At 41.1% G+C, this 16,040-nt stretch carries 18 protein-coding genes and 1 pseudogene; 18 read left to right on the top strand and 1 reads right to left on the bottom strand.

Translation table 11 applies throughout. From position 1 onward, the window contains the following. Window positions 1–161: 161 nt before the first annotated feature. Complete coding sequence (locus tag ON073_RS11825) at window positions 162–416, bottom strand: hypothetical protein (protein ID WP_038638681.1); 255 nt, start codon at window positions 414–416, stop codon at window positions 162–164. Between the two features lie 448 nt (window positions 417–864). Between ON073_RS11825 and mioC the strand changes: the two genes are divergently transcribed. The 18 genes and pseudogenes from mioC (at window position 865) to ON073_RS11735 (ending at window position 16,021) form a co-directional block, all read left to right on the top strand. After that, entirely contained in the window at window positions 865–1,302 is a 438-nt protein-coding gene (gene mioC, locus ON073_RS11820; RefSeq protein WP_274762079.1) for an FMN-binding protein MioC, read from the top strand. Window positions 1,303–1,727: 425 nt separating this feature from the next. Continuing rightward, window positions 1,728–3,617 carry a tRNA uridine-5-carboxymethylaminomethyl(34) synthesis enzyme MnmG gene (mnmG, locus tag ON073_RS11815; protein ID WP_274762078.1) on the top strand — a complete coding sequence of 630 codons (1,890 nt, stop codon included), beginning with the start codon at window positions 1,728–1,730 and terminating at the stop codon, window positions 3,615–3,617. A gap of 30 nt (window positions 3,618–3,647) precedes the next feature. Beyond that, a complete protein-coding gene (gene rsmG / locus ON073_RS11810) occupies window positions 3,648–4,268 on the top strand; it encodes a 16S rRNA (guanine(527)-N(7))-methyltransferase RsmG (protein WP_038638672.1) in 621 nt (206 codons plus the stop codon). 16 nt (window positions 4,269–4,284) lie between these two features. Next, window positions 4,285–5,070, top strand: a complete 786-nt coding sequence (locus tag ON073_RS11805; protein ID WP_274762077.1) for a ParA family protein — start codon at window positions 4,285–4,287, stop codon at window positions 5,068–5,070. A 16-nt stretch (window positions 5,071–5,086) separates the two neighbouring features. Next, complete coding sequence (locus ON073_RS11800; RefSeq protein ID WP_274762076.1) at window positions 5,087–5,995, top strand: ParB/RepB/Spo0J family partition protein; 909 nt, start codon at window positions 5,087–5,089, stop codon at window positions 5,993–5,995. A 218-nt stretch (window positions 5,996–6,213) separates the two neighbouring features. Beyond that, on the top strand, window positions 6,214–6,591 hold the full coding sequence (locus tag ON073_RS11795; protein WP_274762081.1) for an ATP synthase subunit I: 378 nt from the start codon (window positions 6,214–6,216) through the stop codon (window positions 6,589–6,591). Window positions 6,592–6,606: 15 nt separating this feature from the next. Continuing rightward, on the top strand, window positions 6,607–7,461 hold the full coding sequence (gene atpB / locus ON073_RS11790; protein ID WP_274762075.1) for a F0F1 ATP synthase subunit A: 855 nt from the start codon (window positions 6,607–6,609) through the stop codon (window positions 7,459–7,461). Window positions 7,462–7,510: 49 nt separating this feature from the next. After that, a complete protein-coding gene (atpE, locus tag ON073_RS11785) occupies window positions 7,511–7,744 on the top strand; it encodes a F0F1 ATP synthase subunit C (protein WP_010561330.1) in 234 nt (77 codons plus the stop codon). A gap of 44 nt (window positions 7,745–7,788) precedes the next feature. Beyond that, on the top strand, window positions 7,789–8,259 hold the full coding sequence (gene atpF / locus ON073_RS11780; RefSeq protein ID WP_274762074.1) for a F0F1 ATP synthase subunit B: 471 nt from the start codon (window positions 7,789–7,791) through the stop codon (window positions 8,257–8,259). 15 nt (window positions 8,260–8,274) lie between these two features. Next, window positions 8,275–8,788: pseudogene (gene atpH, locus ON073_RS11775) on the top strand (F0F1 ATP synthase subunit delta). Window positions 8,789–8,802: 14 nt separating this feature from the next. Then, window positions 8,803–10,344 carry a F0F1 ATP synthase subunit alpha gene (gene atpA, locus ON073_RS11770; RefSeq protein WP_010561333.1) on the top strand — a complete coding sequence of 514 codons (1,542 nt, stop codon included), beginning with the start codon at window positions 8,803–8,805 and terminating at the stop codon, window positions 10,342–10,344. A 44-nt stretch (window positions 10,345–10,388) separates the two neighbouring features. Further along, window positions 10,389–11,249: a F0F1 ATP synthase subunit gamma gene (atpG, locus tag ON073_RS11765; protein WP_010561334.1), complete on the top strand. Its 861-nt coding sequence runs from the start codon at window positions 10,389–10,391 to the stop codon at window positions 11,247–11,249. A 30-nt stretch (window positions 11,250–11,279) separates the two neighbouring features. Further along, window positions 11,280–12,665 (top strand): F0F1 ATP synthase subunit beta, encoded by a 1,386-nt coding sequence (gene atpD, locus ON073_RS11760; protein WP_010561335.1) that lies wholly within the window; start codon window positions 11,280–11,282, stop codon window positions 12,663–12,665. A 13-nt stretch (window positions 12,666–12,678) separates the two neighbouring features. Continuing rightward, complete coding sequence (locus ON073_RS11755) at window positions 12,679–13,098, top strand: F0F1 ATP synthase subunit epsilon (RefSeq protein ID WP_100914452.1); 420 nt, start codon at window positions 12,679–12,681, stop codon at window positions 13,096–13,098. Window positions 13,099–13,206: 108 nt separating this feature from the next. After that, window positions 13,207–13,803, top strand: a complete 597-nt coding sequence (locus ON073_RS11750) for a hypothetical protein (RefSeq protein WP_274762073.1) — start codon at window positions 13,207–13,209, stop codon at window positions 13,801–13,803. Window positions 13,804–13,968: 165 nt separating this feature from the next. Continuing rightward, window positions 13,969–14,616 (top strand): YceH family protein, encoded by a 648-nt coding sequence (locus ON073_RS11745; RefSeq protein ID WP_446728530.1) that lies wholly within the window; start codon window positions 13,969–13,971, stop codon window positions 14,614–14,616. Between the two features lie 15 nt (window positions 14,617–14,631). After that, the gene (nadE, locus tag ON073_RS11740; RefSeq protein ID WP_274762072.1) at window positions 14,632–15,462 is read left to right on the top strand and encodes an ammonia-dependent NAD(+) synthetase; all 831 of its coding nucleotides are present in this window, start codon (window positions 14,632–14,634) and stop codon (window positions 15,460–15,462) included. A 112-nt stretch (window positions 15,463–15,574) separates the two neighbouring features. After that, a complete protein-coding gene (locus tag ON073_RS11735) occupies window positions 15,575–16,021 on the top strand; it encodes a hypothetical protein (protein WP_274762071.1) in 447 nt (148 codons plus the stop codon). The last annotated feature ends 19 nt before the right edge of the window (window positions 16,022–16,040 follow it).

Raw genomic sequence — 16,040 nt, 5'->3', positions numbered from 1 at the left:
CTTTTTGGCCGTTTAAAAAGAATGAACGAGTACGCCATGGATGGGCGTAAGATAAATGCAAGGAAGCAAATTCAAAGACTAACTACACAAGTTAAGGCCTTTAAACAGCTCTAAAACCTCCCCCTTCAACACCCCAAACTTTGCAATAAAAAGCCTACTTCTTATAAGTTTCTAACCTGAAAACTGCCCTGCCCGAGCTTTTTTAATAGCATTGCTAAGCGATCTAAACGCCAAGATCGTAGCTCATCTACCCTTGCTTGGCGGATTGTATAGCCCTTTCCGGTTTGCGTATTTATGGCAAATAAGTGATACTTATTGGGCTCTAAATTCGATTCTTGGGCAATAAAGTCTGTCATAGACCCTGTTTCTACTAGTCTTACAAACTCACCTTCTTTGATCCGATAAAAATCAATCACAACAATTCACCAAAATAATCATTACATATTGCCATTTTGTCATATTACGATCTAAAAAGCAGATCTGATATTGGCTCGCTAAGTGAAAAGATCGCCTATTTTTAGAATATTTGGATCTTAAAAACAACTTATTAGATCTAATAAAAAACCTGATCTTGAAACCAAATGAATAGATCTATCCACAAGCAGATAAACCTCCCTGTAAAAGGCACCTTTTTACAGATTTTTTTTCCTTGTATTTAGATTTCATAAATAGCTTAACAACGTGTTGTACACAGTTAGATCGCAAATATATTAAAAATATAATTAAATTTAAAATATTAAATAACAAATACTTAAACAAATAACGATGATTAAACAACCAGATTTAAACTATCCACTGTGAATAAGATCTTTTAACTATGTAGTTTATACCTTAAGATCGGCAAAAATACCTGATCAACTCATCATGAAAAACCTAAGTATTATCGTTGGTAGCCAAATGGGCTCTGCAGAATATGTTGCAGAGCAGCTACAAGACGCCTTAGCTGAAGAAGGCCTAAGCGTTACAGTACACGAACAACCTGTATTAGCTGATATTACAAATACAGATTGGCTTATTTGTACATCGACACATGGTGCTGGCGAATTACCTGATAACATTCAAGCTTTTGCTGCAGAACTTGCTGAAGGCGAAGCGTTAAATGATATTAACTACGCGGTGATTGGTTTAGGTGACTCTAGTTATGATCAGTTTAATCAAGCAGCTAAGCAGATTGATCATCTTCTGTTGGATAAAGGCGCAAATAAGTTAATAGATCGCCTTGAAATCGACGCGCAGTCAGAAGAATTGCCTGAAGATATAGCTTTAGCCTGGTTACCACAGTTAATTAAAGTGCTTAGCTAATTAATTAGCGATAACGATCATATAAAAAGGTTATTCACAATTTTTGTATTTTTTAGATCGGAATGTGGATAACCCTTGATCTAACCTTGTATTTATAGATGATTATGCATTGGATAGAATTTTAGCTTGATCGCATTGTTGATAACTAGGCTAGTTGATCAAAGGTTTTAAAGCTGTTGATCCGATCATATCAACATCAAGTGATCTAGCTTAACTTAATGATTTAATTATCGAATTGATACTTATCAACAGAAATGAGCGTTCTATATAATATAAATAACAAGATCTTTCTAAAGATCATTTAATTTATATTAGATCAACTCTTTAGATCGTGTTCAATATTTAATCGTTTCACTTCTTAGAATTTCTAGGTAGAATACGCATCCTTTCAAAATCTAACTCGGATATTACGCAGGATCCTTTACATGCTATTTCATGAACAATTTGACGTTATTGTTGTTGGTGGTGGACATGCTGGTACAGAAGCAGCATTAGCTTCGTCGCGCATGGGAATGAAAACATTACTGTTGACTCATAATATTGATACTTTAGGTCAAATGTCATGTAACCCTGCGATCGGTGGGATCGGTAAAGGCCACTTAGTAAAAGAAATCGACGCTTTAGGTGGTGCTATGGCACAAGCGATCGATAAAGGTGGTATTCAATTTAGAACACTGAATTCTTCTAAAGGCCCAGCGGTACGTGCTACTCGTGCTCAAGCAGATAGAAAGCTTTACAAAGAAGCAATTCAGCAAACATTGCAAAACCAAGAAAACTTAACGATTTTCCAACAGTCGTGTGATGATCTTATTGTTGATGGCGACACTGTAAAAGGTGTTGTAACGCAAATGGGCTTAAAGTTTGAAGCGCGTACTGTGGTATTAACGGTAGGTACTTTCTTAGGTGGCCAAATCCATATTGGTATGGAAAACTTTAGCGGTGGTCGCGCAGGTGATCCACCGTCAATTGCATTAGCAAAACGTTTGCGTGAACTACCGTTCCGTGTGGATCGCTTAAAAACAGGTACTCCACCGCGTATTGACGCGCGCACTGTTGATTTTTCAGTAATGCAGGCACAACCTGGCGATACACCAACACCTGTATTCTCGTTTATGGGTAAGCAAGAAGATCACCCAACGCAGATCCCGTGTTACATCACTTATACTAACGAAAAAACGCATGATGTAATTCGCAATAACCTTGATCGTTCACCTATGTATGCTGGTGTTATTGAAGGTATTGGTCCGCGTTACTGCCCTTCTATTGAAGATAAGATCATGCGTTTTGCTGATAAAGATAAACATCAGATCTTCGTAGAGCCTGAAGGCCTTACAACACATGAACTTTACCCAAATGGTATTTCAACAAGTTTACCTTTTGATGTGCAAATGCAGATCGTAAGATCAATCAAGGGCTTTGAAAATGCCCATATTTGCCGCCCAGGTTATGCTATTGAATATGACTTTTTTGATCCGCGCGATCTAAAACAGTCATTAGAAACTAAATTTATCAATGGTTTATTCTTTGCTGGCCAAATAAATGGTACTACAGGTTATGAAGAAGCGGGTGCGCAAGGCTTAATTGCAGGTATGAATGCTGCATTACAAGCACAAGGCAAAGAGGCGTGGACTCCGCGTCGTGATGAAGCCTACACAGGTGTATTAATTGACGATTTAGCAACGCTAGGTACAAAAGAACCGTACCGCATGTTCACTAGCCGTGCGGAATACCGTTTATTATTGCGCGAAGATAATGCGGATCTTCGCTTAACAGCAAAAGGCCGTGAACTTGGTTTAGTTGACGATGCACGCTGGCAGGCATTCAATGAAAAGATTGAAGTGATGGAACTTGAATCTCAACGTTTAAAAGATACGTGGATCCACAAAGATCACCCTGCTCTTGAAAATGTGAATGCATTACTAAAAATGCCTTTAACACGTGAAGCAAGTCTTGCTGACTTGGTGAAACGCCCAGAAGTTAACTATAACGATCTGGTTGCGATTGATGGTTTAGCGCCTGAAACAAATAATCACCAAGCGCATGAACAGGTTGAAATTCAAATTAAGTACGCAGGTTATATTGCGCGTCAGCAGGATGAAATTGATAAGCAACTGCGCCATGAGAGCACATTATTGCCAAAAGAGTTCGATTACAGCAAGGTATCAGGTTTATCTAACGAAGTTGTTGCTAAGTTAACAGATGTAAGGCCATCAACAATTGGTCAAGCATCGCGAATTTCAGGTATAACACCTGCTGCAATTTCGCTATTATTAGTGTACTTAAAAAAACAAGGTTTATTACGCAAATCAGCTTAGTGCTGATTTGCTGCTTTCTAGGTTCATTACGTGATTCGCAATAAATTAGATGCCTTATTGGCAAAAACATCGATTACCCTATCTGAAACACAAAAACAGCAACTGGTTAGCTATGTTGAGATGCTGGATAAGTGGAACAAAGCTTACAACTTAACATCAGTACGCGATCCGCAAGAAATGGTGGTAAAGCACATTCTTGATTCATTAGTTGTGGCCCCGCATTTAGACGGTAATAATTACATTGATGTAGGTACTGGCCCAGGTTTGCCGGGTGTGGTACTTGCGATTGCCCACCCAGATAAACAATTTGTACTATTAGATAGCCTCGGCAAACGTATTCGTTTTTTAAATCAAGTTAAGCTAAATTTAAAACTCAAAAACATTACGCCAGTGCAATCTCGAGTAGAAGAATATCAACCAGAACAACCATTTGACGGTGTTTTAAGTCGTGCCTTTGCATCTTTGCAAGATATGGTAGACTGGTGTCAGCACTTAGTGGATCACTCTGGTCGTTTTATTGCGCTAAAAGGCCAATTTCCTGAACAAGAAATTGACCAATTACCGGCCTCGATTGAATACCAAGATAAAGTAGTATTAACAGTGCCTGAGCTGGATGCCGAAAGGCATTTAATAATTCTAAAAAAGAACTAATTTGTTAGGGGACACCGTGGCTAGAATCATTGCAATTGCAAACCAAAAAGGTGGGGTTGGCAAAACCACCACTGCGGTAAATTTAGCAGCGTCAATGGCTGCTACTAAGCGTAAAGTGCTGTTAATCGACCTCGATCCACAAGGCAATGCCACTATGGGTAGCGGTATCGATAAATACGACGAAATTGCCACTACTTACGACTTATTGGTTGAAGAAAAACCATTTAATGATGTAGTTATCACCGAAACTTCAGGTGAATATCATTTAATCGCAGCAAATGGTGATGTTACTGCCGCTGAAGTGAAACTGATGGAAATGTTCGCCCGTGAAGTTCGCTTACGTAACGCACTTGAAAAGATTGCCGACCAATACGAGTTTATTTTTATCGACTGTCCACCATCGTTAAATATGCTAACGGTGAATGCGATGGCAGCTGCAGACTCCGTACTTGTGCCTATGCAATGTGAATACTTTGCACTTGAAGGCTTAACAGCGTTAATGGATACCATTACGCAGCTTGGAAAATTAGTTAATCCAAAATTAGAAATTGAAGGCATCTTACGAACCATGTACGATCCGCGTAATCGTCTGGCAAATGACGTGTCTGACCAATTAAAACAACATTTTGGCGAAAAAGTATACCGCACTGTAATTCCTCGTAATGTACGTTTAGCAGAAGCGCCTAGTTTTGGTGCGCCAGCAATGTACTACGATCGTGCTTCTACCGGTGCAAAAGCTTATTTAGCATTAGCCGGTGAAATGTTGCGACGAAAAGAGAAAAAAAGTCAGGCCGTTGCTTAATTTTTGAGGAAAGTGAATGTCTGCTAAAAAACGTGGTTTAGGGCGCGGCTTGGATGCCCTGTTAACATCTGCAAAACCTAAAACGCAAGATGTTGAAGCGCAATCTAATGCACAAAATGACGGTGTAGAAGATTCAACAACAGTTGCATCGTCAAGTGAGTTACAAAAATTACCTATTGAGTTTTTACACCCAGGAAAATATCAGCCACGTAAAGACATGTCAGAAGAGGCCCTTGAAGAACTTGCCTCATCAATTCGTGCTCAAGGGGTTATTCAGCCTATCGTAGTGCGCCCTATTGCTCATAACAGCTACGAAATTATTGCTGGTGAACGTCGCTGGCGTGCTGCACAAATTGCAAAGTTAGATATCGTTCCTTGTTTAATTAAAGAAGTGCCTGATGAAGCAGCTGTTGCTATTGCATTAATTGAAAATATTCAACGTGAAGATTTAAATGCAATGGAAGAAGCCGTCGCACTTGAGCGTTTATTGAGCGAATTTGAGCTTACACATCAGCAGGTTGCTGATGCGGTAGGTAAATCACGTACTACAGTGACGAATTTATTGCGTTTAAATAATCTCAATGATGATGTGAAACGTTTGCTTGAACATGGCGATATTGAAATGGGCCATGCCCGCTGTTTATTAGCGCTTGATGGTGAAGATCAGTCAGCTACTGCACGTATTGTTGTAGCAAAAGCCCTAACAGTTCGAGAAACAGAAAAGCTAGTACGTTCAGTACTTGAGCCTAAGCCTGAAGCGCAACCAAAAGAAAAAGATCCAGATGTATTGCAGTTAGAACAGCAACTTGCTCAAAACTTAGGGGCTAAAGTTGAAATTAACTACAATCAGAAAGGAAAAGGTAAACTGGTTATTTCGTATACCTCTTTAGATGAGCTTGATGGCATTTTAGAGAAAATTAATTAACGGTATATTAATTTTCGATATACATTTCATTAATATTAACTAATAGTCTAAAAATACCTTAAATATTGCATAAAAATCACGGTTTAAAGCCTGTTTATGCACCTTCCAAAAGCCTATAAATAAACGGCTTTCAAGTTGCAAATCTGGCAAAAATAAGTATAATTTTGCCAGTTTTTTGTACCCTGTTCTATTGTGCATCGTCAAGGTTGATTATTTTTGTGGCAAATTCATTAGCAAAACCTTTACGTAGCCAGGCACTGAAGTTTATTTATTTACAGGGTGTAGTAGCACTTGCAAGTGCGTTAGTTGTTTGGCTTGGTTGGGGAGTTTTAGCTGGCAAATCTGCATTAATAGGCGGAGTTGTGGCGTTGCTTCCCAATTTAGTATTTACCCTCTATGCTTTTCGTTTTGCTGGGGCCAGACAAGTACAGCAAGTTTACTCCTCGATTAAACGAGGGGCAGGATTAAAGTATTTATTAACCATTGTGCTGTTTGCACTGGTGCTTAAGTCTTCTGCGGTAATGTTATTACCATTTTTTTCGGCTTATGTACTGGTGATGATAGTAAGTTGGTTTGCACCGATTTTTTTTCATTAACTTTTGGGATAAAACATGGCTGAAGAAGTAACTCTATCGAGTCACATTCAGCACCACTTAACAAATGCTAAGATGTGTTCGACCGATGCTGGTCTTGCCTTCAACAAAGCATGTGCTGACAGTGGTTTCTGGACGTGGCATATCGATACCCTTGCTTGGTCTATCGGATTAGGGATCTTATTTTTATGGATCTTCCGAAGTGCAGCAAACAAAGCAACTACCGGTGTACCGGGTAAATTTCAATGTTTCATTGAAATGATTGTTGAGTTTGTTGGTGACAACGTACGTGATACTTACCATGGTAAGAGCGCGTTAATTGCACCGCTTGCATTGACTATTTTCGTTTGGGTTTTCTTAATGAACCTAATGGACTTGATACCTGTTGACTTTTTACCTGCGTTTGCTGGCTTTGTTGGCGAAACGGCATTTGGTATGGATTCACACGATGTCTACATGAAGATAGTACCAACCACAGATATCAACCTAACTGCTGCATTAGCGCTAGGTGTATTCTTGCTGATGATTGGCTACTCAGTAAAAATTAAAGGCATCAAAGGTTTCCTTGCTGAACTTACGCTTCACCCATTCAGCACTAAGAACAAAATCGGTATGTTGTTCTTAATCCCGTGTAACCTTCTTTTAGAAACAATTGCGTTAGTAGCTAAGCCGTTTTCACTAGCACTACGTTTATTCGGTAACCTGTATGCAGGTGAGCTTATCTTCATCCTAATCGGTGCAGTTGGCTTAATGCAGTTACCTTTACACTTTATTTGGGCAGTTTTCCATATCTTAGTTATCGTTCTTCAAGCATTCGTATTTATGATGCTGACGATTGTTTACCTAAGTATGGCAAGTTCTGATAACCACTAATTTATACACTTTTTTAATTTAACTTTTAATTTACATTTTGGAGATAAAAATGGAACTAATGATTGGTCTTAAGTACATCGCTGTGGCTCTACTTATCGGTTTCGGTGCTATCGGTACTGCAATCGGCTTCGGTAACATGGGTGGTAAATTCCTAGAAGCATGTGCTCGTCAGCCTGAACTAGCGCCTTCACTACAAGTTAAAATGTTCATCCTAGCTGGTCTTATCGATGCGGTAGCAATGATCGGTGTAGGTATCGCAATGGTATTGTTGTTCGTACTTTAATTTTATTAATCGTTGAACAGCAAACTATTTAAGGAGGAGCGGTCGTGAACTTAACTGCCACTCTAATTGGTGAATTAATTGCGTTTACGGTTTTCGTACTTTTCTGTATGAAATATGTATGGCCGCCGCTAAACGGCGCAATTGAAGCTCGCCAGAAAAAAATTGAAGAAGGTTTAGCTGCTACAGACAGAGCTGAAAAAGACTTAGAGCTTGCTCAGCAAAAAGCAGCTGACCAGCTTAAAGAAGCGAAAGCGCAAGCAGCTGACATTATTGAACAAGCTAAAAAGCGTGCGACACAAATCGTTGACGAAGAGACATCTCGTGGTCACGAAGAGCGTCAAGCTATCATTGCTCAAGGTCACTCAGAAGTAGAAGCTGAGCGTAACCGTGCTAAAGAAGAACTACGTAAACAAGTTGCTACTCTAGCAGTTGTTGGCGCAGAGAAAATTTTAGAGCGCGAGATCAATGAAGCGGCACATAGCGACATCGTTGAAAAACTTGTTGCGCAGCTTTAATAGGAGGGTATGAGCATGTCTGAATTGACTACCATCGCTCGCCCATACGCGAAAGCGGCTTTTGACCTAGCGGTTGAAAAAGGTGCTGTGGAAAGTTGGAATGAAATGTTGTTCTTCGCTGGCGCATTAGCTAGCGATGAGCAAGTTAAAGCCCTACTTTCAGGCATCCCATCTGCAAAAGAGCAAGCTGATATGATTATCAAACTTGGTGCTGAGCAGATCAACGAACAGGGTCAAAATCTTATCAAGCTAATGGCCGAAAATGAGCGTTTAGCCGCTATTCCTGCTGTTGCTACGTTATATGCTGAGTTTAAATCAGACTATGACAAAGAAATCGACGTTGACGTGATTTCTGCAACTGAGCTTTCTGCAGAGCAGAAAGCAAAAACGCTTCGCACGCAAAGTTAAGCTGAATTGTAGTGTTGATGCTAACACTATGGGCGGTCTAGTGATTAAAGCTGGCGATACTGTGATTGATGGAACAGTACGCGGCAAGCTAAATCGTCTTTCAACAACACTACAATCGTAATTGGGAAGAAGAGCATGCAACTTAATTCCACTGAAATTTCAGAACTAATCAAAAAACGTATTGAGCAGTTCGAAGTTGTAAGTGAAGCACGTAACGAAGGTACGATTGTATCTGTTACTGACGGTATCATCCGCATTCACGGTCTAGCTGACTGTATGCAAGGTGAGATGATCGAGCTTCCAGGCAACCGTTATGCTATCGCACTAAACCTTGAGCGCGACTCAGTAGGTGCTGTAGTAATGGGTCCATACGCAGACCTTAAAGAAGGCGTAAAAGTACAAGCAACAGGTCGTATCCTTGAAGTACCAGTTGGCCCTAAACTACTTGGTCGTGTTGTTAACACACTAGGTGAGCCAATTGATGGTAAAGGCGCTGTTGAAGCTGCAGGTTTCGAACCTGTAGAAAAGATTGCACCAGGTGTAATCGAGCGTCAATCAGTAGATGAGCCAGTACAAACTGGTTATAAGTCTATCGATGCGATGATTCCAGTAGGTCGTGGTCAGCGTGAGCTAGTAATCGGTGACCGTCAGACTGGTAAAACTGCACTAGCAATCGATGCTATCATCAACCAAAAAGACACAGGCGTTAAGTGTGTGTACGTAGCGGTTGGTCAAAAAGCATCTACAATTGCTAACGTAGTACGTAAGTTAGAAGAGCACGGTGCACTTGAAAACACTATCGTTGTTGTTGCATCTGCTTCTGAATCAGCTGCGCTACAATTCCTAGCGCCATTTGCTGGTTGTACTATGGGTGAATACTTCCGTGACCGCGGTGAAGATGCATTAATCGTATATGATGACCTGTCTAAGCAAGCTGTTGCTTACCGTCAGATCTCACTACTACTTAAGCGTCCACCAGGCCGTGAAGCATACCCAGGTGACGTATTCTACCTTCACTCACGTCTTCTAGAGCGTGCATCACGTGTAAACGCTGATTACGTTGAGAAGTACACTAACGGTGAAGTGAAAGGTAAGACAGGTTCATTAACTGCACTTCCAATCATTGAGACTCAAGGTGGTGACGTATCTGCGTTCGTACCTACAAACGTTATCTCAATCACGGATGGTCAGATCTTCCTAGAAACTGACCTATTCAACGCAGGTATCCGTCCAGCGGTTAACGCTGGTATCTCGGTATCTCGTGTAGGTGGTGCAGCACAAACTAAGATCGTTAAGAAACTAGGTGGTGGTATCCGTCTAGCGCTAGCACAGTATCGTGAACTAGCAGCGTTCTCACAGTTTGCGTCAGACCTTGACGATGCAACTCGTGCTCAATTAGAGCATGGTGAGCGTGTTACTGAGCTAATGAAGCAAAAGCAGTACGCTCCAATGTCTGTTGCTGAAATGTCTCTGTCATTATTCGCTGCTGAAAAAGGTTATCTAAAAGACATCGAAATCAACAAAGTACTTGATTTCGAAGCTGCGTTAATCTCTTTCGCTAACAGTGAATATTCAGCGCTTATGACTGAAATCAACGAAACGGGTAACTACAACGCCGAGATCGAAGCTCAACTTAAAGAGCTTTTAGAGAAGTGTAAATCTACACAAACTTGGTAAGTTATTAATGGTGACTTCGGTCACCACTGATTCGGAGATAAGTCATGGCCGGCGGAAAAGAGATAAAATCACAGATCGGGAGTATTAAAAATACTCAGAAGATCACCAGCGCAATGGAGATGGTTGCCGCTTCTAAAATGAAGAAGGCACAAGATCGCGTGGCATCAAGCCGCCCATACGCTGAAAATATACGCAAAGTGATCGGTCGTGTTGCTCAGGCTAACTTAGACTTTAAACACCCGTTTTTAGAAGAACGTGATGTAAAGAAAGTTGGTTACATTATTGTTTCTACTGACCGCGGTCTATGTGGCGGCTTAAACTCAAACGAGTTTAAGAAAGTTGCACTAGACGTTAAAGCGTGGAAAGAAAAAGGCGTTGACGCTGAATTTGCTGCATTAGGTAGCAAAGCAGCAGGCTTTTTCCAGCGTTTTGGCGGTGAGCTATTAGCAAGCAGAGCAGGGCTTGGTGATGCTCCTTCAATTCAGGACGTAATTGGTCCTGTAAAAGTGATGCTTGATGCATACTCTGAAGGAAAAATTGACCGCTTGTTTGTTGTTTACAACAACTTTGTAAACACTATGAAGCAAGAGCCAGTGATCGATCAGTTATTACCTTTGCCTAAAGCTGACGAAGAAGTTTCTAGCCACTCTTGGGATTACTTATATGAGCCAAACCCAGAGGCAATTTTAGAAACTCTTATTAAACGCTTTATCGAGTCTCAGGTATATCAGAGTGTTGTTGAAAACGCTGCATCTGAACAAGCTGCACGTATGGTTGCGATGAAAGCCGCAACAGACAACGCAGGTGACTTAATTGATGAGTTACAACTGGTATACAACAAAGCACGACAAGCCGCGATTACACAAGAAATTAGTGAAATCGTGTCAGGTTCAGCAGCCGTTTAACGGTTGGCAAAGTTAACGAGAGGAATAGACATGAGTTTAGGTAAGGTCGTCCAAATTATCGGCGCCGTTGTGGACATCGAGTTTCCACAAGACAACGTGCCAGCCGTATATGACGCACTAAAAGTAACAAGCGGTGAGCTTGCTGGTTTAACTTTAGAAGTTCAACAGCAGCTTGGCGGCGGTGTGGTACGTGGTATCGCACTAGGTACTACTGACGGTTTACGTCGTGGTACTGAAGTAGACACAACTGGCGAGCCTATCAAGGTTCCAGTTGGTACAGCGACACTAGGTCGTATCATGAACGTACTTGGTGACCCAATTGATGAAGCGGGTCCAATCGGTGAAGAAGAGCGTTACTCTATCCACCGTGAAGCACCAAGCTACGAAGATCAGAGCAGCTCAGTTGAGCTTTTAGAGACTGGTATCAAGGTAATCGACCTTGTATGTCCATTCGCTAAAGGTGGTAAAGTTGGTCTTTTCGGTGGTGCGGGTGTTGGTAAAACAGTAAACATGATGGAACTTATCCGTAACATAGCAATCGAGCACAGCGGTTACTCAGTATTCGCAGGTGTTGGTGAGCGTACTCGTGAGGGTAACGACTTCTACCATGAAATGAACGAATCAAACGTACTTGATAAAGTATCGCTTGTTTACGGTCAGATGAACGAGCCACCGGGTAACCGTTTACGTGTTGCTCTTACAGGTCTTACAATGGCTGAGAAGTTCCGTGACGAAGGTCGCGATGTACTTTTCTTCGTTGATAACATCTACCGTTACACACTAGCGGGTACAGAAGTATCAGCACTTCTAGGTCGTATGCCATCAGCGGTAGGTTACCAGCCTACACTAGCTGAAGAAATGGGTGTTCTTCAGGAGCGTATCGCATCAACTAAGACTGGTTCAATCACGTCTATCCAAGCAGTATATGTACCTGCGGATGACTTAACGGATCCATCTCCAGCGACTACGTTCGCTCACTTAGATGCGACAGTTGTACTTTCTCGTGATATCGCATCACTAGGTATTTACCCAGCGATCGATCCACTTGATTCATCATCTCGTCAGCTTGACCCATTAGTAATCGGTCAAGAGCACTATGACGTTGCACGTGGTGTTCAAACAGTTCTTCAGCGTTATAAAGAACTTAAAGACATCATCGCAATCCTAGGTATGGACGAGCTATCTGATGAAGATAAGCAAGTTGTATCACGTGCTCGTAAGATCCAGCGTTTCCTATCTCAGCCATTCTTCGTAGCTGAGGTATTCACAGGTGCACCTGGTAAATACGTATCACTGAAAGATACTCTTGAGGGCTTCAAAGGCATCTTAGCTGGTGACTATGACGATCTTCCAGAGCAAGCGTTCTACATGGTTGGTTCAATCGACGAAGCGATCGAAAAAGCCAAAGACATGTAATTAGGGGGCTGTTATGGCAATGACTATACATCTTGACGTAGTAAGCGCAGAAGAGACTATTTTCTCTGGTCGCGTTGAATCACTTCAAGTATCAGGTAGTGAAGGTGAGCTAGGTATTTTACATGGCCACGCACCACTACTAACACCCCTAAAGCCAGGTATGGTTAACTTTGTTAAGCAAAACGGTGAAGAAGAGATGATTTACATTGCAGGCGGTACGTTAGAAGTACAACCTGGTACTGTAACTGTTCTTTCAGACGTTGCAACACGTGCAGAAGACTTAGATGAAGCAACGGCATTAGAAGCTAAGCGCCAAGCTGAAGAGCATATGGCGAACGCATCTGCTGCAGACTTCAACTATGCTGAAGCTGCGATTGAGCTTTCAAAAGCGATTGCACAAATCAAAGTACTTCAGTCTATGCGCAAGAAGTAACCAAAACCTTACATGGTTTAGTAAAAAACCCGCCAATTGGCGGGTTTTTTGTTTTTTGGGCTCTTTTATGTAACAGTGGAATTAGCAAAAGCTTATGGATGAGTAAAAATGAAAATAAAATGGAATGTGGCATCAATCGCATTAACTCTGTTATGTGTTTTATATATCAATGCATCTGCGTTAAGCGAAAATGATAATTTTGCAGCACTGAAACGAGAGAGCTACAGATCGAAAACGGAATTGACCGTGTATGATGTTGCTGAGAGCAATATAAAAAGGCATAAACTCTTTTTAGACTATTATCAAAATCGTTCAGTGACACGTATGCTTTTCGTTAACCTAGAAAAGTTTGCGTTATTGTTTAATTTCTCAATATTTACCCTTTCCGATATACCTATTAGTCATAAAATCATACTGCGCAATAGTGGCTATGCGATTATTCGATTAGATAAATTTGGCAACAATCCTGAGATACTCAAACTGATAGATTCACATGGCAACTTAATCCCTCAGGCAAAGTCTGACTTAGCTGTTAACTCGCCTTACATGTATGATGACACCCCCTCTAGTGAGCGAAATTTAGTGTCGATGAAGCGTTTACTTAAGCACTGGGAAGTTGATTTAGTCAGTGCAGATATTGATAGTCGTCATTTTATGCTTAGATGTGCTGCTCTTGAATGTGATTTATTACCACACAATAGCTAGGGAGAATATAGAGCGTTGATAGTAATACATGAAATTTATTGAAAGTTATATACTTAATAAAACTCAACGTAGTTTAGTAAAAACCCACCATATGGCGGTTTTTTGTTTTTTAAAGGGGATAAATACGGTATATAAGAAAGGTAAATTAGTATTCAAGGAAGTAAGATGGAACTGAATTTAACGCCAATTGAACAACGCATTATTGGTTGTTTACTCGAAAAACAACAAACTACGCCCGACCAATACCCTCTTTCGCTAAATAGCTTAACTAACGCCTGCAATCAAAAATCAAATCGTGAGCCTGTAATGGCTTTGTCGGAATCTGATGTACAAGAAGGCTTAGATTCACTTGTTGCTAAACGCTTAGTGACAGTTGATGAAGGGTTGTCGGGTCGGGTTAGTAAATATGCCCATCGCTTTTGCAATACAGAGTTCGGTTCAATAAAGCTAACCGATCAACAAAAGGCGATTGTTTGCTTAATGTTGGTACGCGGTGCACAAACGCCTGGTGAGCTTAGAACGCGTTCTAACCGTTTAGCCGAGTTTAGTAATGTGACTGAAGTGGAAAGCGCACTAAATGCCTTAGTAGAGCAAGAATATGTTGTGAAGTTAGAGCGAGAGCCAGGCAAGCGTGAATCACGTTTTATGCACTTATTTGGTGATGACGATATTTCTGAATTAACAGCTGTGAATTCGAATGCGCAATCAACGGTTGTGGCTAGCCATCAAAGTGATGAAGTGGCACAATTAAGATTAGAAGTTGCTGAATTACGCAGCGAACTTGCAGAAATTAAATCACATCTAGGTTTATAACACAGGAGAAAACCAGTGCGCGCTGAAATTATGGCTGAAATGAAGGTATTGCCTTCAATCGATCCTCAAGCAGAAATTACCCGTCGAGTGGCATTTATTAAAGGTAAGCTGGTGGAATCAGGTACGCGCAGCTTAGTGCTTGGTATCTCTGGCGGTGTTGATTCGTCTACCTGCGGTAAGCTTTGCCAGCTCGCCATTGATGAGTTAAATCAAGAACACGCTACTGATAAATACCAGTTTATCGCCATGCGTTTACCTTATGGTGTGCAAGCAGACGAAGATGAAGCGCAGCTGGCGGTAGATTTTATTCAGCCATCAAAGCGTGTCACTGTAAATATTAAGCCTGCAACCGATGGTATGCATGCCGAGGCTCTTGCTGCGCTTGAAACAGCAGGAATTGAGCCACCAGCTCAAAGTGCAATTGATTTTACCAAAGGCAACGTAAAGGCGCGTCAGCGCATGATAGCGCAATATGAAATTGCTGGGTTAACGCAAGGTTTAGTGGTTGGCACAGATCACAGTGCTGAAAATATTACTGGCTTCTATACCAAGTTTGGCGACGGTGCATGTGATTTAGCGCCATTATTTGGCTTGTCTAAGCGTCAGGTGCGTTTATTAGCGAAAACCTTAGGTGCTCCATCCCTGTTAGTAGAAAAAGTGCCTACAGCAGATTTAGAATGCGATCGCCCTGGTCTTGCCGATGAAGATGCACTCGGTGTAAGTTACGATGAGATTGATGACTTCTTAGAGGGCAAAGAAGTATCAAGTGATGTTGAAGATAAGCTAATCGCGATTTATAAACGTACGCAACATAAACGCCAGCCAATACCGACTGTTTATGATTAATTATTACTAGGTAATAAATTGAAAAGCCGAGACTTTTGTCTCGGCTTTTTATTGAATGAAAGAAATAAAGTTGTTAGTTTGTTTTTTGTTCAGAGAAAACTAAGGAAAGGATATGAAAACAAAAATACTAACGTTATGCGCAGCACTCACTTTGATTGGTTGTAATTCTACTCAGCCACCAGCACAAACTAGCGAACCCTATTATGCTTCCGAAATTATCTCAATAAAAAATAATGAGCTAGAACAATATTGGCAGGCAATTCCGACACAAGTCAATTATAAATCACGCCCTAAATGGCTACCTAAAAGCGGTGGTGGTGTTGTTTTATATCGCACAACAATTGACTCAAATGGACGAGAAGTGGCTAGGGAGTTGGTGCAATCTATCCCAGATGGCTGGATGAGTGAAGATAAACTTAAACAAATGCCGCTATCAACATTTAAGGCAACCGAGTCCAATAAAAACAAAACCCCTGTAACCTTCGTTAACTACTTTTCTGTTGCTCTTAAGGCAAACAGTGAGCAAGTGCGCGAAATAATGGCGCAATACGACCTGTAAAATAAAAAAGCCGAGCAAA

The organism is Pseudoalteromonas sp. G4 (assembly GCF_028875915.1).
Taxonomy (GTDB): Bacteria; Pseudomonadota; Gammaproteobacteria; order Enterobacterales; family Alteromonadaceae; genus Pseudoalteromonas.
Note: the sequence above shows the minus strand (reverse complement) of the source record. Positions and strands in the feature narration are given on the sequence as shown.